22 protein-coding genes and 1 pseudogene are annotated in these 23,209 nt (G+C 48.5%); 6 read left to right on the top strand and 17 right to left on the bottom strand.

Features of this window, described 5'->3' with window-relative positions; translation table 11 throughout:
- Positions 1-150: 150 nt before the first annotated feature.
- Positions 151-1,710: a phosphoenolpyruvate carboxykinase gene (locus ACLR2L_RS02040; RefSeq protein ID WP_181405108.1), complete on the top strand. Its 1,560-nt coding sequence runs from the start codon at positions 151-153 to the stop codon at positions 1,708-1,710.
- A 488-nt stretch (positions 1,711-2,198) separates the two neighbouring features.
- Here ACLR2L_RS02040 and envZ read toward each other — a convergent pair whose 3' ends face one another.
- From envZ to ACLR2L_RS02015, 5 genes are all read right to left on the bottom strand, one after another.
- Positions 2,199-3,539 carry a two-component system sensor histidine kinase EnvZ gene (envZ, locus tag ACLR2L_RS02035; protein ID WP_413365256.1) on the bottom strand — a complete coding sequence of 447 codons (1,341 nt, stop codon included), beginning with the start codon at positions 3,537-3,539 and terminating at the stop codon, positions 2,199-2,201.
- A 10-nt stretch (positions 3,540-3,549) separates the two neighbouring features.
- A complete protein-coding gene (gene ompR, locus ACLR2L_RS02030; RefSeq protein WP_413365252.1) occupies positions 3,550-4,290 on the bottom strand; it encodes a two-component system response regulator OmpR in 741 nt (246 codons plus the stop codon).
- 86 nt (positions 4,291-4,376) lie between these two features.
- Positions 4,377-5,630 carry a sodium:proton antiporter NhaD gene (gene nhaD / locus ACLR2L_RS02025; RefSeq protein WP_413365249.1) on the bottom strand — a complete coding sequence of 418 codons (1,254 nt, stop codon included), beginning with the start codon at positions 5,628-5,630 and terminating at the stop codon, positions 4,377-4,379.
- Positions 5,631-5,812: 182 nt separating this feature from the next.
- Positions 5,813-6,709, bottom strand: coding sequence for a phosphoribulokinase (locus ACLR2L_RS02020; protein WP_413365247.1), 897 nt, complete (start codon positions 6,707-6,709; stop codon positions 5,813-5,815).
- A 107-nt stretch (positions 6,710-6,816) separates the two neighbouring features.
- The gene (locus ACLR2L_RS02015; RefSeq protein WP_413365244.1) at positions 6,817-7,830 is read right to left on the bottom strand and encodes a potassium channel family protein; all 1,014 of its coding nucleotides are present in this window, start codon (positions 7,828-7,830) and stop codon (positions 6,817-6,819) included.
- A gap of 160 nt (positions 7,831-7,990) precedes the next feature.
- Between ACLR2L_RS02015 and ACLR2L_RS02010 the strand changes: the two genes are divergently transcribed.
- On the top strand, positions 7,991-8,242 hold the full coding sequence (locus tag ACLR2L_RS02010) for a superinfection immunity protein (RefSeq protein WP_413365242.1): 252 nt from the start codon (positions 7,991-7,993) through the stop codon (positions 8,240-8,242).
- A gap of 70 nt (positions 8,243-8,312) precedes the next feature.
- Here the strand turns inward: ACLR2L_RS02010 and ACLR2L_RS02005 are convergent, their stop codons facing one another.
- The 7 genes from ACLR2L_RS02005 to prmA all read right to left on the bottom strand — a co-directional run bounded on the left by ACLR2L_RS02005 (position 8,313) and on the right by prmA (position 15,731).
- Positions 8,313-9,122: a hypothetical protein gene (locus tag ACLR2L_RS02005; protein WP_413365239.1), complete on the bottom strand. Its 810-nt coding sequence runs from the start codon at positions 9,120-9,122 to the stop codon at positions 8,313-8,315.
- 230 nt (positions 9,123-9,352) lie between these two features.
- Positions 9,353-10,639 (bottom strand): phosphoribosylamine--glycine ligase, encoded by a 1,287-nt coding sequence (gene purD / locus ACLR2L_RS02000; RefSeq protein WP_140957802.1) that lies wholly within the window; start codon positions 10,637-10,639, stop codon positions 9,353-9,355.
- 17 nt (positions 10,640-10,656) lie between these two features.
- Positions 10,657-11,469, bottom strand: a complete 813-nt coding sequence (locus ACLR2L_RS01995) for a class I SAM-dependent methyltransferase (RefSeq protein ID WP_413365237.1) — start codon at positions 11,467-11,469, stop codon at positions 10,657-10,659.
- Between the two features lie 84 nt (positions 11,470-11,553).
- Positions 11,554-13,152, bottom strand: a complete 1,599-nt coding sequence (purH, locus tag ACLR2L_RS01990) for a bifunctional phosphoribosylaminoimidazolecarboxamide formyltransferase/IMP cyclohydrolase (RefSeq protein ID WP_413365235.1) — start codon at positions 13,150-13,152, stop codon at positions 11,554-11,556.
- A gap of 170 nt (positions 13,153-13,322) precedes the next feature.
- On the bottom strand, positions 13,323-13,616 hold the full coding sequence (gene fis / locus ACLR2L_RS01985; protein ID WP_073317897.1) for a DNA-binding transcriptional regulator Fis: 294 nt from the start codon (positions 13,614-13,616) through the stop codon (positions 13,323-13,325).
- Positions 13,617-13,646: 30 nt separating this feature from the next.
- The gene (gene dusB / locus ACLR2L_RS01980; RefSeq protein ID WP_140957799.1) at positions 13,647-14,645 is read right to left on the bottom strand and encodes a tRNA dihydrouridine synthase DusB; all 999 of its coding nucleotides are present in this window, start codon (positions 14,643-14,645) and stop codon (positions 13,647-13,649) included.
- 204 nt (positions 14,646-14,849) lie between these two features.
- A complete protein-coding gene (gene prmA, locus ACLR2L_RS01975) occupies positions 14,850-15,731 on the bottom strand; it encodes a 50S ribosomal protein L11 methyltransferase (RefSeq protein ID WP_413365232.1) in 882 nt (293 codons plus the stop codon).
- Positions 15,732-15,847: 116 nt separating this feature from the next.
- Here prmA and ACLR2L_RS01970 point away from each other — a divergent pair, with 116 nt between their 5' ends.
- Positions 15,848-17,470 (top strand): amidase, encoded by a 1,623-nt coding sequence (locus tag ACLR2L_RS01970; RefSeq protein ID WP_413365230.1) that lies wholly within the window; start codon positions 15,848-15,850, stop codon positions 17,468-17,470.
- 63 nt (positions 17,471-17,533) lie between these two features.
- Here the strand turns inward: ACLR2L_RS01970 and ACLR2L_RS01965 are convergent, their stop codons facing one another.
- The 3 genes from ACLR2L_RS01965 to ACLR2L_RS01955 form a co-directional block, all read right to left on the bottom strand.
- On the bottom strand, positions 17,534-17,827 hold the full coding sequence (locus ACLR2L_RS01965; protein WP_140957797.1) for a high-potential iron-sulfur protein: 294 nt from the start codon (positions 17,825-17,827) through the stop codon (positions 17,534-17,536).
- 178 nt (positions 17,828-18,005) lie between these two features.
- Entirely contained in the window at positions 18,006-18,662 is a 657-nt protein-coding gene (locus tag ACLR2L_RS01960; protein WP_413365227.1) for a flavin reductase family protein, read from the bottom strand.
- A 26-nt stretch (positions 18,663-18,688) separates the two neighbouring features.
- Positions 18,689-18,880, bottom strand: a complete 192-nt coding sequence (locus ACLR2L_RS01955; RefSeq protein WP_140957796.1) for a CPXCG motif-containing cysteine-rich protein — start codon at positions 18,878-18,880, stop codon at positions 18,689-18,691.
- Between the two features lie 108 nt (positions 18,881-18,988).
- On the opposite strand from ACLR2L_RS01955, the gene ACLR2L_RS01950 reads away from it, so the two are divergent.
- From ACLR2L_RS01950 to ACLR2L_RS01940, 3 genes are all read left to right on the top strand, one after another.
- Entirely contained in the window at positions 18,989-19,249 is a 261-nt protein-coding gene (locus tag ACLR2L_RS01950) for a hypothetical protein (RefSeq protein WP_181405106.1), read from the top strand.
- A gap of 44 nt (positions 19,250-19,293) precedes the next feature.
- Positions 19,294-21,420: an exonuclease domain-containing protein gene (locus ACLR2L_RS01945; RefSeq protein WP_413365224.1), complete on the top strand. Its 2,127-nt coding sequence runs from the start codon at positions 19,294-19,296 to the stop codon at positions 21,418-21,420.
- A 447-nt stretch (positions 21,421-21,867) separates the two neighbouring features.
- Complete coding sequence (locus tag ACLR2L_RS01940) at positions 21,868-22,197, top strand: DUF3718 domain-containing protein (protein ID WP_181405105.1); 330 nt, start codon at positions 21,868-21,870, stop codon at positions 22,195-22,197.
- Between the two features lie 67 nt (positions 22,198-22,264).
- Here the strand turns inward: ACLR2L_RS01940 and ACLR2L_RS01935 are convergent, their stop codons facing one another.
- Both ACLR2L_RS01935 and ACLR2L_RS01930 read right to left on the bottom strand, forming a co-directional pair.
- Positions 22,265-22,897: a CAP domain-containing protein gene (locus ACLR2L_RS01935; protein WP_413365222.1), complete on the bottom strand. Its 633-nt coding sequence runs from the start codon at positions 22,895-22,897 to the stop codon at positions 22,265-22,267.
- A gap of 1 nt (position 22,898) precedes the next feature.
- Positions 22,899-23,209 (bottom strand): annotated as a pseudogene (locus ACLR2L_RS01930) (hypothetical protein); the annotation flags it as partial.

The raw sequence follows: 23,209 nt of genomic DNA, 5'->3' as shown, positions 1-23,209 counted from the left end.
TTTCAGAAAATTAATGGAAATTGCACAAAATTAATACCCATTATTGTTCAGTTTGATGTTGTTCAATGCCTTTATTGCTATACAATGGTTGGGCTTTTGGTGAATTCTGAAAGTCTGGGTGAAAGTTTACAGTTTTGAGGGTGAGGTGATATGACCGCGGCAGCAGCGATTCAATCAGCAGCAAAGGAATGGGCAAATTTATCAGCAGCGGTGCTTGTAGAGCATGCGCTGAATAAGGGCGAGGGGCAGCTAGCCGCAAATGGTGCGTTGGTTGTGGAAACAGGCAAGCGAACAGGCCGTTCGCCGCTGGATAGGTTCATTGTTAAAGAGCCGACAACAGAACAGGATATCGATTGGGGCAAGGTTAACCGTCCGTTTGACGCAGCTAAGTTTGATGCGCTGTGGAAACGGGTAGAAGCCCACCTGATGGGGCTGGAAGAATATTACAGTTCGCAGTTACAGGTTGGTGCCGATCCGGCACATGCGTTACCGATTGTAGTGAGAACGCAAACAGCATGGCAGCATATCTTTGCCAAAAACATGTTTATTACCCCTGATCACTGGAACAGCGAGAACAAGCCGGTTTGGCAAGTGCTGAACGTGCCTGGTTTCGTGTGCGAGCCAGAGCGGGACGGCACCAACAGCGACGGCACCGTGATCATTAACTTTGCTGAACGCAAAGTACTGATTGCCGGTATGCGTTACGCGGGCGAAATGAAAAAGGCCATGTTCTCTGTGCAAAACTTCCTGTTACCTGCACAAGAAGTACTGCCAATGCACTGTTCAGCAAACGTAGGTGCAGAAGGTGATGTTACCCTGTTCTTCGGTTTGTCAGGCACCGGTAAAACGACATTGTCGGCCGATCCTAAGCGTTTCCTGATTGGCGACGACGAGCACGGCTGGGCGCCAGGCTCCGTATTTAATTTAGAAGGCGGCTGCTACGCAAAATGTATCGACCTGTCGCAAAAGAACGAGCCGGTGATTTGGGATGCCATTAAATTCGGCACCATTCTGGAAAACGTTGTATTGGACGACACCCGCACTCCTGACTATGCCGATGTGTCGCTAACGCAAAACTCTCGTGCCGCTTACCCATTAGACCACGTAGAAAAACGCGTAGTAGAAAACATGGCTGGCGAGCCGCGTTCAGTGGTGTTTCTAACCTGTGACGTATCAGGCGTATTACCGCCTGTTTCGGTGTTAACCGAAGAAGCCGCAGCATACCACTTCCTGAGCGGGTACACCGCCAAAGTGGGTTCAACTGAAATTGGTTCAACGTCTGACATCGAGTCTACATTCTCCACCTGTTTTGGCGCTCCGTTCTTCCCACGTCCGGCAGGCGTATACGCCGAGCTGCTGATTAAACGTGTGAAGGAATTCAACGCTAAAGTGTACCTGGTTAACACTGGCTGGACAGGTGGTCCATACGGCACCGGTAAGCGTTTCGATATCCCTACTACCCGTGCGGTAATCGATGCGATTGTAAATGGCGATCTGGCCAATGTGGAAACCACGCACATCGACGGATTAAACCTGGATGTACCGGTAGCGGTACCTGGTGTAGACAGCAAGCTGTTAGTGCCAAAAGAAACCTGGCAAGACAAAGCGGCTTACGACAAATACGTTGCCAAGCTGGTAGAAGACTTCCAGGATAACTTTGAACGTTACGATGTGTCTGATGCGATTAAGCACGCAGGCCCGGGTAACTAAGCCATAGGCTTTCCGATTTTTATCACGTCCTCAAAGTGATAAATTAGCCCGTTTACGCGAGTAAGCGGGCTTTTTTATGGTGGCAGATAACCGCAACCCTTGCAGCTTTATCAATCCTATTCAATAACGCTAATGCTTATCCCAATGCAAGCTCCGGCCAATAATTTGCCTAACATAAAATGAACTGGCGTTTATTTGCGTCAAACTGATCCGGCACGCCTGACTTGTGATGTTTGTTCAGTATGAAAGGGATTACTTATGAAAAGCAGAGTGAGCGCAGCGCCCCAGAAAACACTGGCTTTATGTTTTGAATGATTTTGTTTACTTTGGCAAACAAAATAGTTCTGATTCATGTGAAATTGTTTGCCTTAACAAACATTGTTCGTTTGCACAACGTTAGCCACCAAACGCATTTGAAGCCCGGGAGGCAAATTACATTGGAAAGATTGCAGGCGTTAGCAATGGTGAGTAGGGAAACTGAATCCTGCCTACAAACCTTCACTGGGCAGCCAGAATTCGGCTATTAACCCTACGTGTGGATGGTTTCTTAAGCTAACCTGGCCACCGTGCATTTCAATAATGCGCTTGGTGATTGCCAAGCCAAGCCCAGAGCCACCTGAGCCTCGGGCGGTATCGCCCTGAGAAAAGGGTCTGAACATGGCTTCCAGGTTGTCTTCCGGAATACCCTGTCCGAAGTCGCGAACGGCGCAGACCACGCGATGCTGTTTTTCATCGAAGTAGCTGGTTATTTCAATTTTATTGCTGCCGTAGCGAAAGGCGTTCTCGATAAGGTTTTCGATTACGCGCTTTACGGCCACTTTACGCAGTGGTATTGGCGGCAAGGGATTGAGTTCGGTATGTATGTGCCTGGCTTCCTGTCCGTCGGCCTGGCTCGATGCATTGGACTGGCGATTGTGCACCAGTTCGTTAATAAGCGCATTCAGGTTCAGGTTCTCTTGCTTTTCCTGCTGCTCCTGACGGGCATATTCAATAAATTGATCAATAATGGCGTTCATGTCTTCAATGTCGCTGACAATGCCTTCTTTTATCCATTCCTGATCGTCTGGCAGCATTTCTGTTGCCAGGCGAATACGCGTGAGTGGGGTGCGCAAATCGTGGGAAATACCGGCCGTCATGACCATGCGATCGTGTTCTAACTGCTTGATACCCTGATTCATACGGTTGAATGCGCGGGTAACCTGAATCATTTCACTACTGCCTTCTTCCGCTAGTGGCGGAGGAAACTGCCCGCGGCCTACTTTAATCGCAGCGCGCTGCAGGGCGCTAAGCGGGCGGTTCAAGCGCAGCACAAATAGCCAGCCGCCGCCTACGCTCAAAATACCAATCAGCAGTAAATACAGGGTAAGCGGGAAGATATTGGCATCGCTTAGCCCATACACCGGCATGCGGATCCACATGTCAGGCAAGGTTTCAATGTTAAGCCATACGTAATAAGGGGTGTCTTGCTCGGTAAGTAATGGCGCGCTAATGCGAACCTCGGCCTTTTCGCCGAGTTGTTGACTTACCTGATCCGACATGAATTTATAAAAAGTGGCCTGGTTTAACTCGTTTTTCTGGGCGGCTTCCTGGCTGAAAAACGCAATGCCGGTGCTGGTGGTTAACGCGTCTGAAAAATTCGGATCGTCTATCCAGTCACGCTGGACTTTGAGTGTAGCAGCCTGAGTGGCGATCAGGCTGTTAATTTGCTCATAACTGGGGCGAATAAAATAAAGCGTTACCGACAGGTATGAGACTACCTGGTTGATAAGCAGTAGCACGCCTATCAACATAACCGTTTGCCCAAAGGCACTTTTAGGGAGTAGTCTCACAGATTACTGCTTATACCGCTTCGCCGTCGGGCACAAACACGTAGCCCAGACCCCACACAGTTTGAATGTAGCGAGGGCTGGCGGGATCTTTTTCCAGCATGCGGCGCAGGCGTGACACCTGTACATCTATGCTGCGTTCAAGCGCGCTGTAATCGCGGCCACGTGCCAGGTTCATAAGCTTATCGCGCGACAAAGGCTCCCGAGGGTGCGTTACCAGCGATTTCAAAACAGCAAATTCACCGCTGGTTAACGATAATGGTTTGCCGCTGGCGGTCATTTCCCGGGTAGCCAGGTTTAACCGGTAATCTCCAAATACCACAATTTGTTCTTCCATCGACGGTGCGCCGGGCGCTTCTACAGTTTGACGGCGTAACACTGCGCGCGCTCTTGCCAGTAACTCGCGTGGATTAAACGGTTTTGGCAGGTAGTCATCGGCACCCATTTCAAGGCCGATTATGCGGTCTACTTCGTCGCCTTTGGCGGTCAGCATGATGATGGGCATTTTGCTTTCGGCCTGACGTAAGCGTCGGCAAATCGACAAGCCATCTTCGCCTGGCAGCATGAGATCCAGTACCATCAGGTGGAAGTTTTCACGCTCTAACAGGCGATCCATTTGCTCGGAATTGGCCGCCGTGCGAACCTGAAATCCCTGTTCTACTAAATAGCGTTCCAACAGACTGCGTAAACGCATGTCGTCGTCGACAACCAATATTTTTGACGTTTCCTGACCCATTGCCGGCCCCAGTTGCATAAGTACTCTTTGCAACTATAACCCTAAGTGGGCAAAGACAAAAGTGCTCAGATGTTTCAGCCTTCGGCGGATTGTTACAAAGCGTGTCAGGCTATGGGCATGACATAAGTTGAAACGCCGTATACCAGGGCATATCCCACGGTATAGGCAATCAACAGTAGCAAAAAGTATTTGCCGTAGCGCGCAAAGCTCAGGCCCTGTACTTTACTCATCGCCACAATCCCCGCTGCCGAACCAATGACCAGCAGTGAACCACCAACACCTACGGCATAGGTAAGTAGCATCCATTCGCTTACGGTCATGGTGATATCTGCTTTCAGCAAAGCAGCGGTTAGCGGAACGTTGTCGATCAGCGCGGATACGGCGCCCATTATGAAATTGGCAACGGATGGCGGAAACATCTCGTAAAGATAAACCAGCGAGTGCAATGCACCGATATGCTCAAGCATGCCCACCAGTAGCAATACGCCCAGGAAGAACAGCAGAGTGTCGAATTCGATGTAGCGGATGTAGTCGAGAATAGGATCCTGATCGTCCTTATCGCCCATGGAATTGGCAACCAAAAACATAATAGCCATGCCCGCCAGGAAACTCAGCATGGGTGGAATAGCAAAGAGTACGTTAAGGATCAGGGTAAACAGGATAGTGGCTAAAAAGATTCCACCAATCACGTAGTCGATTGGGTTAGTGTCGTGGTGGGTTTTACGAATTTTCACCACGCCTGACATGCCTGTACTTAACATGGTTGCCAGCAACATAACCGCAGTGAACGACGGTAATAAAAGCCAGAACAACTGAGTAATGGTTACCTTGTGCTGCATAAAAATCATCAGCGTAGTTACGTCACCGGTGATCAACGACACTCCGCCGGAGTTTACGGCAAATACCACTAACACAGCGAAGCGCATCGTTTGATTGAATGGCAATCCCAGCGATAGCACCATGGCTATCGATACCAGTGTTGCCGTAATGTTGTCGGCAAGCGATGAAAAGCAAAAGCTGAACAGCGCGGTAATAAACATCAGCTTTTTGAGCGATATTTTGCTGGGCATCACCAGGTTTAACAGGTTGGCTATCAGGCCTTTACGGTTGAGGTAGGCCACAAAGGTCATGGCAGCAACCAAAAACAGCCACAGGGTAGAGATTTCTGTGATGTTATGCAGCAACCCTTCGTTAATACGCTCGGTTTGTTCAGCGCTGCCGGAGGTCATAAACAACAACATCCACGCCAGTGTACCGAAAAACAGCGTAATCTTGGCTTTGTTGATGTGTAAAACTTCTTCGAACATCACACCCAAAAGGGCCAGGGCAGCAAGGAGGAGAAGGACAGTGTCGAGCATAACGAATTCACCACTAGAACAGTGGCTGTATTGTAAGAATTCGCGCGCATGAGTAAAGCGAAAACACGCTCATTTGAACGTGTTTTTGGGTATAACTGGTATTCTTTGCGCGAATGCGCGACTTTGGTCTTAGTACTTAAGAACTTATTTGTTATCAGTATGTTAAATGCTGTGTCGGTGGGTTACTGAACCCAGTCCATTTGATAGCCCCGTTTGGTTTTACGCTTCATTAAATCTTCAATCAGCGGGGTTAAAATCAGCTCCATTGCCAGACCCATTTTTCCACCCGGCACTACCAGCGTATTAATACGCGACATAAACGCACCGTCGATCATTTGCAGTAAATACGGGAAGTTTACGTTTTTCATTTCGCGTCGAAAACGCACCACTACAAAGCTCTCATCCTGAGTGGGGATTTCCCGCGCACTGAATGGGTTTGAGGTATCTACAGTAGGCACGCGCTGGAAATTCACGTGAGTACGCGAAAACTGTGGCGTGATATAGTGGAAGTAGTCGTCCAGACCGCGCACGATACTACTCATCACCGCTTCACGGGAATGCCCGCGATCGGTGGTGTCGCGCACAATCTTCTGAATCCACTCCAGATTTACAATGGGCACCATGCCAACCAGTAAGTCCACATGCTTGGCCACATCAATATCTTCGGTTTTGACGCCGCCGTGTAACCCTTCATAGAACAACAAATCAGTGCTGGATGGCAATTCCTGCCAGGGCGTAAAGGTACCGGGCATTTGATTGAAAGGCACCGCATCGTCAAAAGTATGCAAGTACTGACGGAATTTACCCGTGCCGTCTTCGCCGTATTGCTGGAATAACGTTTCTAACAAGGCAAAGTCGTTGGCTTTGGGGCCAAAATAGCTAATGTGACGACCTTGCTCCTGGGCTTTGCGAATTTCGACTTCCATTTCCGGGCGGGTAAAGCGATGGAAGCTATCGCCACCCACATAGGCTGCATCAATGCTTAGATTGCGAAAAATGTGTCGAATGGCATTCGTGGTGGTGGTAGTACCCGCACCAGAAGAACCTGTAATCGCTATAATGGGATGTTTAACCGACATGACAATTCTTTATTTAGTGGACGCACGGTAACCGAGAGGAAAACGTCGGGGTGCTGTCTCAGCGCGAGAAAACCAGACTCTAGTTATATGCTGAGCGGACAGAATAATCAAGCGTCATCCACTTTTGATACCGGGTGTGAAACAAGCGAGTTACCACAGTGAGGGCAGAAGTTCATACCTTGTGAGCCCGCTAACTGCCTGGTGTTTTCTACTGCTAGATCGATCAGCAAATTGGCTTGTTCATCGTCTAAATCCAATGCTTCGCGTAATTGGTTTAACCGCCCGAGTTCGTGCGGCGTAAGGCTGCCATCTTCCATCACTTCCAGTACGTGCTTGCGAAAAGTATCGCGACGAACCCGGCTAAGTTCCGACAATCTGGCGGCAAGAATACCCGCCGGAAGAGCGAAGATGCCCACGCCTAGAATAGTGATCACGCCTGAAAATAGTTTACCCAGCGGTGTAACAGGCGTTACATCACCATAGCCGACAGTGGTGAGCGTGTTAATGGCCCACCACAATGCTGCCGGTATACTGCCAAAAGCGCTGGGCTGAGCATGTTGTTCAATGTAATACATACCCGTAGCAGACAGCACCATCACAATAATTAATACCGACACGGCAGCAAACAACACTCTGGCTTCTTTGCGGATGACGGTGAGTAACAAGTTTACTGAGTGGGAGTAGCGTCCCAGCTTGATTAAACGGGTTAAGCGCAGCAAACGCAGAATGCGAAGATCAATCACAAACAACATACTGAGGTAAAACGGCAGGATGGCCAGCAAATCGATTAGTGCCATGGGCGTGAACAGGTAGCGAATACGTTGTTGCCAGGGCTTCATGTAGGGGGCTTGCCGGAAAACACGTGTTTGCGGCGCATGCACGCAACTTATTACTCTGCAAAGGTATTCTACCGTGAATACCACCACTGAAAACACTTCAAACCAATAAAGCGGTACAGCCCATCGTTGATGAAATGGCTCAACCGTAGACATCATGGCCGCAAACGCATTTAGCAAGATAAGGGCAATCAGCAGCAGGTCGAACACGCGACTGGATTTATCACCTTTTTGAGCGGGTTCTAAAATGTGGTACAGGCGTGCCTGAAATGATTGCTGTGACATAGTGCTTCCTCAATGTGCTATTACCTTAGCGCTGGAAGCAACAACATGGCAAGTCATCAGGATGTAAACCTTGATGTGTATTAATTTTTTAGCTGTCTTTGTAATCTTTTCGGATAAGCCGGGACTGTATATCTGAACACATTTTTTAAAGGACAGATACATGGACGCTTTTGCACAACTATTTACAACGGCCGATCCCTTAACGCTAACCGTGGTGGGAGCATTGGTTGTTTTCACCTGGTTTTTGCCTGCACTGGTGGCACTGCTGTTCAACCGCAAGCAATTTAAATTAATACTCATGGCTTGTGTGCCTGCGGGCTTTTCTCTTATTGCCTGGTCTGGCGTAATGGTTTGGGCGTTAACCGGGAATATGGTGAATCGCTTTCGCAGGAAGCCCGTTGAGCCAGCGTAAACACATGTGACCGGTCGGTGGCGTATTCTGGCAGGCTCGCGAGCATTGGAGAGCCTGCCGGCGTCATCGATTAAAAACGATAACTGGTTGTGAGTGTTACGGTAGCCAGGCCATCTTCATCGCCCCCTATGCGGGCACCAGCACCAACCTGCAAAGAAAAGTGGCGAGTGAACCAGTAATCCAGTGTAATTTCTGCAATGTCACCTTCGTCGTATAGATAGTCTTCGTCATTTTCTTCTATCAGGTAGGTGAGGTTGAGGCTAACATCGGGATTAAAGAAATAGCGTGCATCCAGCGTTGCGCGAAGCGAACTGGTGAAAATCACTTCGGCACCCATATCCCAACCGCTGCCGTTGGTCACATTGGTGTATCGGGTAAATGCTTTAATGCTGTTTCGATTGCGCGAGAACGTTCGGTCATTGGTGTAGGTTTCGCCGTTGTAATAAAACGGCCTGGATTCCTGATACTGATAATAGCTACCAGCCCCAACCTGCCAATTTGAGGATAAAAAATAGCCCACATCAATGTCGGCGGTGGCATAAGTTGTGGTGGCTGTTCTGCTGTAGTCTACATACCGAAAATGGGTATTCACCACCCAGCGGTCATCAATAAACCACTCGCCGCCAACCTGATAGAAATCATACACATCCGTAGTGAAATAGCGGCCGTAGGCGCTGTTGATTTTGTTCAGGTAGGGCGAAATCAGGTGCGGCTGATTTTCAGCAGACACATCGCTGAAATAGCGCTTGTATTCCAGTCCAATAAACGGCGAGGTGTAATCCTGTAAATCGCCTATGCCAAACGTCACTTCGTTTTGTGCGGCAAATGCGGGAAAAGAGAGGAGTAAAGCACTGCTAAGTAATAGCGGTTTCAATTGCATAACCATTCCTTGATTAATATGAATGACCAGAAAAGCTGAAAATTCAGTTCTGCGTTCAGCAATCCGTGCCAATGAGAAATACAGTAATTAGTACTAACCTCTGCGGTAAAGTTCCATCAGGAGAGGTAATAGTAGTAACGTTAGTTGTGAATGCCGTCATACACAACGCATTCTGGCGAGATAAAAAAGTCGCCAGCCCTGCAAAAAACGGGGCTGGCGTATACAGGTTATTAGCTGTTTTCGCGAGCAATCGCGCGGTAAGCAATGTCGTTGCGGTAGTATACGTCTTCCCAGTCAATAGCCTTGGTTAACACATAGGCTTGTTGCTGAGCTTCGGTAACTGTGTTCCCTAACGCAGTGGCACACAATACACGTCCGCCGCTGGTAACCACGTCGTCGCCGTTCAGCGCAGTACCCGCGTGGAATACTTTTCCGTCCAGCTTAGCGGCGTCTTCCAGACCACGGATCACTTTGCCTTTGGCATAATCACCCGGGTAACCGCCTGCTGCCAACACCACGCCAACAGAAGCACGTGGGTCGAAGTCGATGTGCGTACCGGCCAATTCGCCTTTACAGGCTTTCAGGCACAGCGCAACCAAATCAGATTGCAAACGCAGCATAATGGGCTGAGTTTCTGGATCGCCAAAGCGGCAGTTGTACTCAATCACTTTGGGCGTGCCGTCTTCCATGATCATCAGGCCGGCGTACAAAAAGCCCACGTAGGGATAGCCTTCTGCGGCCATGCCAGCAACGGTAGGGTTAATCACTTCGTCCATTACGCGCTGGTGGATTTCAGGTGTCACTACCGGTGCAGGTGAATACGCACCCATACCACCGGTATTGGGGCCTGAATCACCATCTCCGGCACGCTTGTGATCCTGACTGGTAGCAAATGCCGCTACGTCTTTACCGTCTACCATCACAATAAACGAGGCTTCTTCACCGTCCAGAAATTCTTCGATAACGACACGGCTGCCCGCCTCACCAAAGGCGTTGCCAGCCAGCATGTCGCGAATAGCGTCTTCGGCTTCTTGCAGTGTCATTGCTACAATAACGCCTTTGCCAGCAGCCAGGCCGTCGGCTTTCACCACAATCGGTGCGCCTTTTTCACGAACATAAGCTAAAGCCGGCTCGATTTCGGTGAAGTTCTGGTACTCAGCCGTAGGAATATTGTGACGGGCAAGGAAGTCTTTGGTAAACGCTTTTGAGCCTTCCAGCTGAGCGGCGCCTTTGCTTGGACCAAAGATAGTCAGGCCTTCGGCCTGGAACGCATCAACCACACCAATAACCAATGGCGCTTCTGGGCCTACAATGGTTAAATCGATTTGGTTTTCTTTGGCAAACGCGACCAAAGCACTTACGTCAGTGGCAGAGATATCCACGTTAGTGAGGTTGTCTTCAATGGCTGTGCCAGCGTTGCCCGGTGCCACATAGACATCGGTTACACCAGCAGATTGAGACGCTTTCCAGGCTAACGCATGTTCGCGGCCACCGCCGCCAATCACAAGTACCTTCATTGAGTAGATTCCGTTAGTTAATCAGGTTTAACAAATTTCAGGGTCATGCGGTCACTTTCACCAATGGCCATATAATGGGCCTGGTTTTCTTCACCCAAGCGCAACGACGGGGGTAACGTCCATACGCCTTTGGGGTGGTCCGCTGTATCAAGTGGGTTAGCATTTACTTCGCTGCTGGCTACCAGTTTAAAACCGGCTTTTTCGGCCATTTTGATCACGTACGACTGCTTCATGTAGCCCGAAGACTCCATGGTGTCATCGCTGGCAGTCTCTGGTAAGCGGTGATCCACCACGCCTAACATGCCACCAGGTTTCAGTGCGTTGTAAAATGCAGTCATGGCATTGAGTACGCCGCTGTCTTTGTCGGCCATATACCAGTTGTGTACGTTTCTGAATGTCAGCACGCGATCGGCTGAGGCCACTTTCGCTACCGTTAATGCTTTAACCGGGTGAAATGCGGTCAGTTCAATGTTGCTGTAAGGCGGATGATTCGCCATTTTTTCTTTAAACGCCGCCAGTGAGCGCTGGTAGTAATCCGGACTGCCTTCCTCTACAAAGAAGTGAGCGGCCACCAACTTGCCTTCGTCTTTTAACAGCGGGGCAAGGATATCGGTGTACCAGCCGCCACCCGGGCTGATTTCAACAACCGTCATGGAGGGCTGAATGTCAAAGAAACGCAGAGTTTGCTGAGGGTGACGGTATTCGTCACGCAATTTAGCCTGGGCTGAGCGGTGCTCGCTGGCAGCCGCATCGGCAATGGCATCTGCCTGTGCATTAAATACAGGAACTGACAACAAACTTGCAAGTAACAACAACGCTGATTTACGCATGGGATTTCCTTTCTGTCGTGATTGTGCCGTTAGCCTAACACAGAATATTAACATTCGTGATGTCAGGCTAACGCAAATCATCGCCTAGTGGCGGAAATGACGCATTCCGGTAAATACCATTGCAATGCCGTGCTCGTCGGCTGCGGCAATGACTTCTTCGTCACGCATTGAGCCGCCTGGCTGAATAACGGCCTTAATGCCCGCTGCTGCTGCGGCATCAATACCGTCGCGGAACGGGAAGAAAGCGTCAGACGCCATAACAGAACCGGCTACTTCCAGGCCTTCATCGGCCGCTTTAATACCGGCAATTTTAGCAGAGTAAACACGGCTCATCTGGCCCGCGCCCACGCCAATGGTCATGCTGTCTTTGCAGTAAACGATGGCGTTAGATTTAACGTATTTTGCTACTTTCCAGCAGAACATCAGGTCGCGCAGTTGTGCTTCGGTAGGCTGTACTTTAGTCACAACCTGCAGGTCTTCCATGTCGACCATGCCGAAGTCGCGTTCCTGAATCAGTAAGCCGCCGTTAACGCGTTTAAAGTCGTAGCCGTCGGTAAGCTGACCCTGCCAGTCGCCGCACACAAGCAGACGCACGTTCTTTTTGGTTGCGACAATGTCAACCGCTTGTTCAGTTACGCTTGGCGCAATGATCACTTCAACAAACTGACGGTCGATAATGGCTTGTGCAGTAGTGGCATCCAGTTCGCGGTTAAAGGCGATAATGCCGCCAAACGCAGAGGTTGGGTCGGTTTTGAATGCGCGATCGTAAGCTTCCAGGATGTTTTCACCCAGCGCCACACCACAAGGGTTGGCGTGCTTCACAATAACACAGGCCGGTTCAACGAACTCTTTCACGCACTCAAGTGCAGCGTCAGTGTCGGCGATATTGTTGAACGACAGTTCCTTACCGTTTAATTGAATAGCAGTAGCAACGGAGGCTTCCTGAATGTTGTTTTCAACGTAAAACGCCGCAGACTGGTGGCTGTTTTCGCCATAACGCAGGTCTTGCTTTTTGGTCATTTGTACGTTGTAAGTACGAGGGAATTCGCTGTGATCGTGACCGCAGTCATCTGCGCAATCGCTTGATTCCAGACGTGCACCAAAGTAGTTGGCGATCATGCCGTCGTACTCAGCGGTGTGTTCAAAGGCTTTAATCGCCAAGTCGAAACGGGTGTTGTAAGTGAGTGAGCCTGCGTTACCTGCCATTTCGGCTAATACGCGGGCGTAGTCTCCAGCGTTAACCACAATGGTGACGTCTTTGTGGTTTTTCGCGGCTGCGCGCACCATAGTTGGACCGCCGATATCGATGTTTTCAATGGCGTCTTCCAGTGTGCAGTCTTCTTTAGCAACGGTGGCAGCAAACGGATACAGGTTAACCGCAACCAGGTCGATAGGACCGATGTTGTTTTCGGCCATTACTGCTTCGTCGGTGCCGCGACGCGCCAGAATACCACCGTGGATTTTCGGGTGAAGGGTTTTCACGCGTCCGTCCATAATTTCCGGGTGACCGGTGTAATTTGATACTTCAATAACAGGCAGGCCCTGCTCGGCCAGCAGTTTGGCAGTGCCGCCAGTAGACAACAGTTCTACGCCTGCATCGTGAAGGGCTTTGGCGAACTCAACAATGCCGGTCTTGTCTGACACACTTAACAGTGCGCGTTTAATCGGTTTTGGTGTATCCATAGTGGTATCTTGCTTCGACGGAGGTTAATCAAAAGGGTTGTTCTGTTGCCTGACATCTATCCTTGTATGTAACGCAGTAAGTGTTGCAAACCGCCAGGACTTTGGCCTACTGCGTGAAAACAAAAAGAGCACCGGAAGGTGCTCTTAAGTGGGCTAAGCCCAGTGCAGTCTTAGTTCATACCGTACTGCTTTAATTTTTTGCGCAGTGTACCACGGTTAATACCCATCATGATGGCAGCGCGAGTTTGGTTGCCGCGGGTGAAAGTCATAACTTCTTCCAGTAATGGAGCTTCGACTTCCGCCAATACCAATTCGTACAGGTTGTCGATATTGGTGTTGTCCAGTTGCTTCAGGTATTTGTTAACCGCTTGCTTTACTGAATCACGCAGTGGTTTTTGTGCCTGAGTTTGCGATGGCGTTGTTACTGTAGTAGTAAAAGGAGAAGTTACATTTTGATCGAACATAATACTTTCTTGCTCTTTTGTTAATCAGTCTTAAGCTGCCGGGGAGATCTGTCGGCTCTCACCAGTTTGCAGCGCGTTAAAATAGTCGTCTACCGCACTAAGCTGTTCACAGGCCAGCTCCAGTGCATTAAACGTTTGACGGAATTGACGTTCCTTATCGTGTTCCGATAAATACCACCCCACGTGTTTGCGGGCGATACGGACACCTTGTTCATCACCATAAAAATCATGAACAGCTGCCACGTGTTCCTTTAATACCGCATGTTGCTCCTGCAACGACGGCGGTGCCAGGAGGTCGCCGGTTTTCAGAAAGTGGTCGATTTCTCTGAAAATCCATGGATTACCTTGTGCACCACGGCCAATCATCAATGCATCGGCCCCGGTATAGTCCAGTACGTCCCTGGCTTTTTGCGGTGAAGTAATGTCGCCATTGGCAACAACCGGAATTGACACAACCTGCTTAATTGCGCGGATCGTGCTGTATTCGGCTTCACCCTTATACATACAAGCTCTGGTGCGTCCATGTACGGCCAGCGATTGTATGCCGTTTTCCTGTGCAATGCGGGCTATATCTACCCCATTGCGATTATCTGTGTCCCAACCGGTCCGTATTTTTAACGTAACCGGTACATCCACGGCGTTAACCACGGCTTTAACAATCGACTCTACTAAATCCGGGTACTGTAACAATGCCGAACCAGCGTGTTTTTTGTTCACCTTTTTTGCCGGGCATCCCATGTTGATGTCGATGATTTGCGCACCGTTATCCACATTGAGCCTGGCGGCGTCGGCCATTAACTCAGGGTCCGCTCCTGCAATTTGCACCGAGCGTACCCCTGTTTCACCACTGTGATCCATGCGAAGCATAGACTTTGCGGTGTGCCAAACTTTTGGATTACTGCTGAGCATTTCTGATACAGCGAGCCCCGCCCCCAGCCTGCGGCACAGCTGCCTGAACGGCCTGTCTGTGACACCAGCCATTGGCGCAAGCATTAAGTTGTTGTCTAGCGTGTACTGACCAATTCGCATGAATAACACTCAAACTTTGCGCAGAAAATAACCAGTTGTCCGAAAGGGGCGCTAAGTGTACGCGTTTTCTTTGAGCTTGAAAAGGCTAAAAATCACACAAAATTTGTGTTCTTAGTCTTGACAAAAAGATTTCAATTTTGTGGCAAAGGGGTTACAGCAGGATTACACCGAACTGCTAGCAATTAATTTACAGAATCTTAAAGATTATGCTTTGCGTTGCCCTGAAACCCGCGCCCATTCTTGATCTGTTACACTTGCGTGCAAATTAAAATCACGCCCGTAGGCGGCTTCAATGCGCGGAATTTGCTCAGCAAGAATGCCCGAAAGCACCAACAGACCGCCGGGTTTACAGTAGCTTGTAATCACGTCCTGAAGTTCAATGAGCGGGCCGGAAAGTATGTTTGCCATGACCACATCGGCTTGCAGTGTGGGTTGGTCTTCAGGCAGATAAACCGCTAAACGGTCTTCTACCTGATTGCGCTGAGCATTGTCCATGGATGCCTGCAATGCTTGCGGGTCGATATCAATACCAATCACGTTTTTGGCACCCAGCTTAAGTGCGGCGATGGCCAGAATGCCTGAGCCGCAGCCAAAGTCGACAACGGTTTTGCCTGCTACGTCCACACCGTCCAGCCAGCGCAAACACATGGCCGTAGTGGGATGAGTACCGGTGCCAAATGCCAGGCCCGGATCCAGCATTACGTTAACTGCGTTGGGATCGGGAACGTCACGCCAGCTTGGGCATATCCAAAGGCGGTTGCCAAACTGCATGGGGTGGAAGTTATCCATCCATTCGCGTTCCCAGTCTTTATCTTCCAGTGGTTCCAGGCTGTACTTAAAGCCTTTGCCCAGCACACGTGCTTTTTCCAGGTTTTTAATAATGGTTGGCATGTCGTCGGTAGCTTCAAAAAGTCCAACTACCTGAGTGTCTGGCCACAACATCACTTCTCCGGGCTTGGGCTCGTACATTGGCGTGTCTTTGGCGTCTACAAATGTGACTGCCTGAGCGCCGTTCGCGCTCATCATATTCCCTACTTGTTCTGCCAGTTTTGCTGAAGTGTCGATTTTAAGTTGTAGCCAGGGCATGAGGATCTCGTGTGCAAAATTTCCGCCAGTTTACCAGTAAAGCGCATACTCCCCAACACGCAATACACTTGTGCTCTTATGGTATATGATGATTTTACGCAGACCGAGGAAGCATCATGAAACACAAAGGTATTATTTTTGCGTTAACGTTTATGTTTACGTTCGCGCTTTTGTCCTGCGCTACGCCGGGTTCTATACAAGTGGAGTCCAAATGGCTGGACGCAACGGCAACTGAGCAACTGGTGGCAATGGAAAACGGCTTGCTGACCTCTGAAACACTCGTTAGCGGGTATCTGGCACGCATTGAACGTCTGGATAAAAATGGCCCCATGTTAAACAGTGTATTGTCGCTCAACCCGCATGCGCTGGCAGACGCTAAGGCGCTTGATGATATGCGCGCAAAGGGAGAGCTGAAAGGGCCGTTACATGGTGTGGTGGTATTGCTTAAAGACAATATCGAGTCGAAAGAACTGCCTACCACAGCGGGCTCATTGGCGCTGCTCAATAACCATACTTATCGCGATTCGCCGTTGGTAAGCCAGTTGCGCAACGCCGGTGCAGTAATTTTAGGTAAAACGAATTTGTCAGAGTGGGCAAATTTTCGCTCTGAAAAGTCATCAAGTGGCTGGAGTGCCGTGGGCGGCTTAACCCGTAATCCTCATATGCTGAATCGCACTGCCTGTGGCTCTTCGTCTGGATCAGGGGTAGCCATTGCCGCAGGACTCGCTTCGCTGGCAGTGGGCACCGAAACCAATGGTTCTATTATTTGTCCTTCTTCAATGAATGGCATTGTGGGCTTTAAGCCTACCGTTGGCCTGGTGTCGCGCTCTCACATTGTGCCTATTTCGCCTACACAGGATACTGCCGGGCCCATGGTACGTAGTGTGGAAGACGCAGCATTAATGGTGTCGGTGATGGCAGGTGTAGACCCTGCAGATCCGGTAACCACGTATACCAACCGTCCCGATAGCAACACACTCGCTCAATCTGCTATTAGTCTCGCCGATCTTCGCGTTGGCGTGGTTCGGTGGCGGCAGGGGGAAGACGCCGATATCATTCAGTTGTTCGATAAAACGGTTACTGCACTTAATGCTGCTGGTGCAACCGTAGTTGAGATAAGCGAACACACCCAACCTGATGATTTTTGGAAACAGTCTTACTTTGTACTGCTGGCAGAGTTTAAAACCGCATTGAATCAGTATTTGTTGCAGAGCCCAGCGTCGTTGCCAGTGTCTAATTTGTCAGAGCTAATTGGCTTTAATAACACGTCTGTGCGCGAAATGGCGTTGTTCGATCAATCTATTTTTTTGCTGTCTGACAATACCCAAGGCATGAATGACGACAACTATGCCGGGGCATTGAAAACGGTAAGAGCGGCGACACGCGAGAATGGAATTGATGCGTTACTTACCCGGAATAATGTAGACGTATTGATTGCGCCTTCAAATAATCCAGCGTTTTTAATTGATGCAGTGTACGGTGACAACGCACCGAACGGTTATGTTGGCATCGGTTATATGGCGGCCATTGCTGGCTACCCTCATCTCACATTGCCAATGGGCGCTGTTCGGGATTTGCCAGTGGGATTGAGCATTATTGGTGGGCAGTGGGATGATGCCAGGGTGCTGGCAGTTGGGAAATCCGTACAGGCAATCCTGCCTTCTCGTATCATCCCGGTTTTTTACACAACCCGTTTTGATGCGCCGTCACTGAATAAGGCAGCCGAGCCTTACAAATAGGGGCTGTTAAATAACAAAAAAGCGGCAACGTAAAGTGCCGCTTTTTGTTGTGTTGACCAGTGATTAACCAGGCTTTTTCACCCAGGCACTGCACCAGCCATTAGCGTTAACTTGTTTGCCGGGGAATATTGCACATGGACGCCATTCAGCGGCTGCATCACCTTGTACGTACATGCAGTTGCCGCATTGTGCACCATCAACAGCGGATTTACTCACGTACTTTAGCGCCTTGGCAGTGGCGTCATCTTCACTCAAATGTTCCTGAGCGTTTGCACGCAATGCAACGCCACCTAATGTCATTCCAATCAGAGTCGTGCCTGACAGTTTAAGAAAGTCGCGACGGTTGACAGATTTCATAAAAACTTACTCCAGCATGTAAACGAGAATGATTCTTTTTTATCCGGTGCCTAAAACAACAAAACCTGCCATGGGCAGGTCTTTAGAGAGTGTTAAACACCGACAAGTTCATCAATGTATTTTAACTGTTTATACTTATACGCGCCTTTTTTGGATCTACCAATAACAAAACTGCCAACTATTGATCTGAATTAAATAATTTAATCGGGGTGGGCATTTTGTCGGGCTTGGCATAAGCCATTTTGGCGATAGGTATCACCTTGTTATAAGTATCGAGACCACTTACACAGGTTAATGATAGCTGACTAATATCTACCGTGCCATCGTCCTCAACGGCGTTGTTGTCTACCCATACCTGCTCAATTCGGCCGATAACCAGTTCGGTATTGTTGGCATCCAGTCGCTGAATATCTTCAACTCGCAGCGCTACCCGCATCGGACTTTCTGCCACAAACGGCGCTGTAAAATCACCATGCCAACACGGTGTAAAACCACAGTGATCGAATTCACTCTGCTGGGGCGTATATCTGGCTGAGGTTTGATGTGCCTTTTCAAACATCGAAACCGGCACGGCATTAATTGTATAAACGCCCTGCTCCTTAATGTTGGATAGCGTATCGCGGGTGACGGAATGTGGTCGCATTAGCATACCCATGAGGGGCGGATTGGCACCGACATGGAACACCGAGGAGACGATGGCCAGGTTAGTGTGGCGATTTGCATCACACGTGCCGATCAGATTTGCACTTTTATAGCCGGACAAGCTGTTAATAAAATTGGCACGAAAGCGCTGTGGCATGTTGTCTATTGCATCAGTGTCGAATAAATGAGTCACAAAAACAGGTTCCTGGGTGAAATGGGTTATTCATTTTCTACGTCAGCGTGCACATAAATCTCGCCGTCGTTTTGGGTAACGGTAACCACTATGGGTTGGCAGCAGATCTGGCAGTCCACTATCTGGGTTTGGTCGATGTCATATACTTCGTCAACTTCCAAATCGTTGATTGTCATGCAATAGGGGCATTCAAAGGTGGTGGCGTTGGTTAAACTCATTGGTGGCCTGTTATCGCGTTGATGTGTGGTTTGTACGTCAGAACAGAGAAGTTGGATTGCTTGAAATTGAAGAATCAGAAAACAGGTCTTTGTGCCTGCTGCGGCAGAATGACCTATCTAACCTTTCATCATCTTATCCCGCGAAAGATGCACCGCCGCGCTCACTTTAAAAAACATTACAGTAAAGAAGCACTGGCAAGTGGTGTAATGATTTGCAGGCAATGCCACAATGGTATTCACCGGTTTTACAGCGAGAGCGAATTGGCAAAGCAGCGCCATACATTGTCGTTATTACTCAGTGATCCAGCGTTATCAGAATATTTTGCCTGGGTAGGCCGTCAAAAAGTGAAGGTTTGTCGCAATGAATAAACTGCTGTATATTTATACATGTCATGTGGTTAGCGGACTCAATCATGCGTAAAACACTGCCAGAGCGATATTACCTGGATCATTTTTATGAATTCCTGAGCTTCTTTGATGGCGCCAATAAGGTGTTGTTAAGCGATGATGCGCAGGCGTTTATAGAGCGCTTTCGCGCACTTGATGACAACGCACAGTGTATTGTTGCCCGGGCAGCCAACCGAAAATACGCTGTAGTAGTGGTAAAAACCTTTGGTTACGACGAAATACACGCCCCTTTTGACGCCCTGTTCAGCCTGAAAAGCACCGGCTGGTTTGGCGATGTGTTAACAGCCAGCGTGCACGACATCACACAGGTCATGACAAAGAGCGATCTACTGCATTTGCTGTTGTTAAATGGGTATAAGGTGCCGGCCTCAGCACCCAAAAATGTGTTGGTGGACACATTTTCAGATGCGTATTTAAATGGCCATATTGTTGAAACCGGAGACCTGGCAACTCAGTATTTGTATTGTGAGTTTGATCAGGTTTTGCGGTATTTATTGTTTTTGTATTTCGGTCACTCCAGAGGGCGCCTTAATCAGTTCTCGATGCGTGACCTGGGGGTAATGCGAACCCGCCAGGACGCGATAGCCGACTCGGCGCGTTTTGAACATCGGGAAGCGGCGTTGAATGCATTTTATTACGCTAATGCGTTAAGGCAATTTTCGTTATTTGATGAAGCGCAAAAACAAGCTTTCAGCCCGCATACAGACAAGCCCGTATTCTGTGCGATTGGCCATGATTATCGCGACAGGTTGCTGTATGCATTAGGGCAGTTCTGGCTCAGTAAAGATGCATCTAAAGCGCTGGCGTATCTGTATCAGGCGGGCAGCGATAATGCCCGGGAAAAATGGATCCGGGAAACCTACAAAACGGGCGACAAAGCAGCCGCGCAAGCTGCCCTTGAGCGCATTATCGATGATCCGTCTTCTGATACGTTACTGGCCTTTGCTGAAGATTTTTATCAACGCAAGTTTGGCAGTAAACGCACGTCGGTACTGACTGATATGCTGCGGGATGCTACCCAGTCTATCTCCTTGGATGAGTCGTACATTCAGGACGTGGAAAATGGTGTAATTGACTCATACCAAAAGAAACAGGCACAGGCTTTTCGCACTGAAAATACGTTGTGGCGAACGCTGTTTGGTCTGGTTTTTTGGGATTGGTTACATGGTGAGTTTGGGGTGATAAGCGAATTTGATCGTCGGCCACAGGTGTTAAGGCACAATGACTTTTATGCCCGCTTTGGCGATCAAATTGACTTACACCTGGAGACGTATTGTAAGGATGTGAAAAAACTGAATCAGTATCTGCTTAAACAAGCCACCACTCATTACGGCAAAGTAAATAGTGTGTTCATGTGGCGGCAGGGTTTACTGGATACTATTCAACGCTTTTTGCAGTTTACCGAGGTGTCTAAACTCGCCATGTTCTTGCGCCTGATGACACAGGATTATGCCAACTTGCGGGATGGGTTTCCCGATATCATGGTGATCGAAGACGGCGTACTGCGATTTGAAGAAATTAAAGCGCCGGGTGATCAGTTACGGCGTAATCAGCTGGTTACCATTCAACGCTTAAAGCAAGCCGGGTTTAACGTCAATATCACCCAGGTGAACTGGTATCAGGATCCTATGCAACCCTATGTGGTTGTGGATATCGAAACCACCGGTGGGCAAGCGCCACAGCATAGAATTACCGAAGTGGGCATGGTTAAGATTGTTAATGGTTTGGAAGTGGCGCGTTGGCAAAGTTTGATTAATCCGGGTCGGCACATTCCCTACCGGATCACTCAGCTAACCGGGATCAGCGACGATATGGTAGCGGATGCGCCCACCTTTGACGCTGTAGCAGATGATATTGATGCCTTTACTCATGGTTGTGTGTTTGTGGCGCATAATGTGAATTTTGACTATGGTTTTATCAAGCAGGAATTCGCCAGGCTGGAGCGTTCATTCAGACGCCCCAAATTGTGTACTTGCGCGAGAATGCGTCAGCATAGATCCGGATTGCCTTCTTATTCGTTAAAAGCATTAACGGAACATTTCGGGATTCGGCTCGACAATCACCATAGGGCATTGGACGACGCGCTGGCCGCTGCTGAGCTGCTGAAAATTATTCAGGGCGAAGTCGAGTGAGTTTCGTAACCCCTTCATATCGAATAATTACCGCCCAAATTTCTAAATTATTAATTTTATTAATATAAATAATATTTTTTTAATAATTAAAAAAAATAAAATTATTTTTTGATCTATTTGCACCTTGCGACCATACTAAGTATGCACTGTTGAAAGTGTGTACGCGTTCTTGCTGTTTGGCCCACCTAATGTGGGCCTTTTTTTTGCCTTCGAACATGCCCATTTTTTGAAACCCTGTCACATTTCAGTTCTTAGAGTTAGCTTAAGATTATTTATGCTAAATATTGGTCAAATTAACCAGTATTTAGTTTTGGTTTGTTTTTGCTCAATGCCAATAATTCCTTTATTTGATGTAACTTGTTGTTAATTAAATAAAATAAAAGTTGGCACTGTGGTTGCTCTAGCTTAGTGGACTCTCCCCGTTAAATGGAACTAAAGGAAAAAACGATGAAAGCTATTGCAAAAGTATTGATGATTGTTGGTGTTAGTGTTGCTGGTATGGGCTTAGCACAAGCGGAAACACAATTGGTTGCTGCTGACAGTGCGGTAACCAGTGATATCTGTGTTGTGGCTGCTGAAGGTAACAAAATGAAGCTGCATAAAGCCATTAAAGATGCCGGTCTGACACGTAACTATGTGGCAAGTAATGTACAGTGCAACGACATGCCAATTGTTGAGTTTGTTGAACAATATGGTGAGAACGTTGCCAGCATTAACCGTTACATTACTGCAGGTGAGTATACTGGCCAGCTGATTTCGCAAATTACTGCGAAGTAAGTCTGCGTGTCTGAAAACAGCGTCCCGTATAAAAGCTGTATACGGGACCGTTGTTACAGATCTCTACTTAATTTTCTGTCGTTGACGTATCAAACACCTGTACGGCAATTTCGGGCTCTTCGACAAAAAACACCCCTTTATTGGGTATGTATTCAAACGCCGGGACAGCGGAATCACTTGCCGCCTCCGTTAAATAAACCGTCCAGTATTCAACGTGTGGCGTACTCTTGTCTTTGTAAAAACCCACGCCGATATACTGCTGCTCGCGATAAAAATCCAGCTCTCCCAACAAATGTTGTCGATGGCTTGTGGAGTGTTTAAACGCATCCCACACAGACTCTGCCGTTGAATAGCCTCCCGCAATCGCCTCAACTTGATTACCCATTACACCGCTATAGTAATGAGGGATAGGAAAACCTATTTCCCTGAGTCTGCCGTTAGGGCTGCCGCCTAAATTATGTCTTACCATACCGTAATCAGCCATGGTACGGGCTTTGTCTTCAGCCGCTTGTGCTAATAACGGGTGACAAGTAATGTGTGAACGTTGTTGTTGCGTATCCTGCATAATTAATGCAGCCAGCCTGCGCGCAGTTTCATTAAATCCACAGGCGTTGTCATTGTTGTCAGCTGCCTGTAACGGACTACTCAAACCAATCACTAAAGTTAACGTTAGTAAATTTCCTGCTTCACACAGCGTCATGTCAGAACTTCCTTTTTATCCCTAATAACAATCGCTTAGTGTTACCTACCACATCAACACGGGAGAACCAGTCTAATCCTCCAATATTGAGATTGCCACTAATCACTACAGAACCACCGTGCCCAGTGCCAAGGTAATCTTCAGTAAGCTCAGCCCTGAAGCCAAACCCCTCACTAACGTACGCATAGTATGCATGAAGATCAAGGCTATAACCCTGAACAGAGAACGCTGTTTCGGTGCCAATAACCAGTTTGTTTTGGGCTTCATCAACGCGCCTTACGTACTCTATAGACCAAGTCTGCTCTCCACTTT

Origin of the sequence: Alteromonas sp. AMM-1, assembly GCF_047290655.1 — a bacterium.
Lineage (GTDB): Bacteria > Pseudomonadota > Gammaproteobacteria > Enterobacterales > Alteromonadaceae > Alteromonas > Alteromonas mangrovi.
The sequence above is the reverse complement of the archived record's forward strand: the minus strand, read 5'-3'. Positions and strand labels throughout refer to the sequence as shown.

Bases quoted from the DNA above. Each gene is read 5' to 3' on its own strand.
- nhaD (WP_413365249.1), bottom strand. From the start codon at position 5,630: ATGCTCGACACTGTCCTTCTCCTCCTTGCTGCCCTGGCCCTTTTGGGT.
- ACLR2L_RS02015 (WP_413365244.1), bottom strand. From the start codon at position 7,830: ATGTCACAGCAATCATTTCAGGCACGCCTGTACCACATTTTAGAACCC.
- prmA (WP_413365232.1), bottom strand. From the start codon at position 15,731: ATGCCCTGGCTACAACTTAAAATCGACACTTCAGCAAAACTGGCAGAA.
- ACLR2L_RS02020 (WP_413365247.1), bottom strand. From the start codon at position 6,709: ATGTCGGTTAAACATCCCATTATAGCGATTACAGGTTCTTCTGGTGCG.
- fis (WP_073317897.1), bottom strand. From the start codon at position 13,616: ATGTTCGATCAAAATGTAACTTCTCCTTTTACTACTACAGTAACAACG.
- purH (WP_413365235.1), bottom strand. From the start codon at position 13,152: ATGGATACACCAAAACCGATTAAACGCGCACTGTTAAGTGTGTCAGAC.
- purD (WP_140957802.1), bottom strand. From the start codon at position 10,639: ATGAAGGTACTTGTGATTGGCGGCGGTGGCCGCGAACATGCGTTAGCC.
- ACLR2L_RS02005 (WP_413365239.1), bottom strand. From the start codon at position 9,122: ATGCAATTGAAACCGCTATTACTTAGCAGTGCTTTACTCCTCTCTTTT.
- dusB (WP_140957799.1), bottom strand. From the start codon at position 14,645: ATGCGAATTGGTCAGTACACGCTAGACAACAACTTAATGCTTGCGCCA.
- ompR (WP_413365252.1), bottom strand. From the start codon at position 4,290: ATGCAACTGGGGCCGGCAATGGGTCAGGAAACGTCAAAAATATTGGTT.
- ACLR2L_RS02010 (WP_413365242.1), top strand. From the start codon at position 7,991: ATGGACGCTTTTGCACAACTATTTACAACGGCCGATCCCTTAACGCTA.
- ACLR2L_RS01955 (WP_140957796.1), bottom strand. From the start codon at position 18,880: ATGAGTTTAACCAACGCCACCACCTTTGAATGCCCCTATTGCATGACA.
- ACLR2L_RS01940 (WP_181405105.1), top strand. From the start codon at position 21,868: ATGAAAGCTATTGCAAAAGTATTGATGATTGTTGGTGTTAGTGTTGCT.
- ACLR2L_RS01945 (WP_413365224.1), top strand. From the start codon at position 19,294: ATGCGTAAAACACTGCCAGAGCGATATTACCTGGATCATTTTTATGAA.
- ACLR2L_RS01935 (WP_413365222.1), bottom strand. From the start codon at position 22,897: ATGACGCTGTGTGAAGCAGGAAATTTACTAACGTTAACTTTAGTGATT.
- ACLR2L_RS01995 (WP_413365237.1), bottom strand. From the start codon at position 11,469: ATGCGTAAATCAGCGTTGTTGTTACTTGCAAGTTTGTTGTCAGTTCCT.
- ACLR2L_RS02040 (WP_181405108.1), top strand. From the start codon at position 151: ATGACCGCGGCAGCAGCGATTCAATCAGCAGCAAAGGAATGGGCAAAT.
- ACLR2L_RS01970 (WP_413365230.1), top strand. From the start codon at position 15,848: ATGAAACACAAAGGTATTATTTTTGCGTTAACGTTTATGTTTACGTTC.
- ACLR2L_RS01965 (WP_140957797.1), bottom strand. From the start codon at position 17,827: ATGAAATCTGTCAACCGTCGCGACTTTCTTAAACTGTCAGGCACGACT.
- ACLR2L_RS01950 (WP_181405106.1), top strand. From the start codon at position 18,989: ATGACCTATCTAACCTTTCATCATCTTATCCCGCGAAAGATGCACCGC.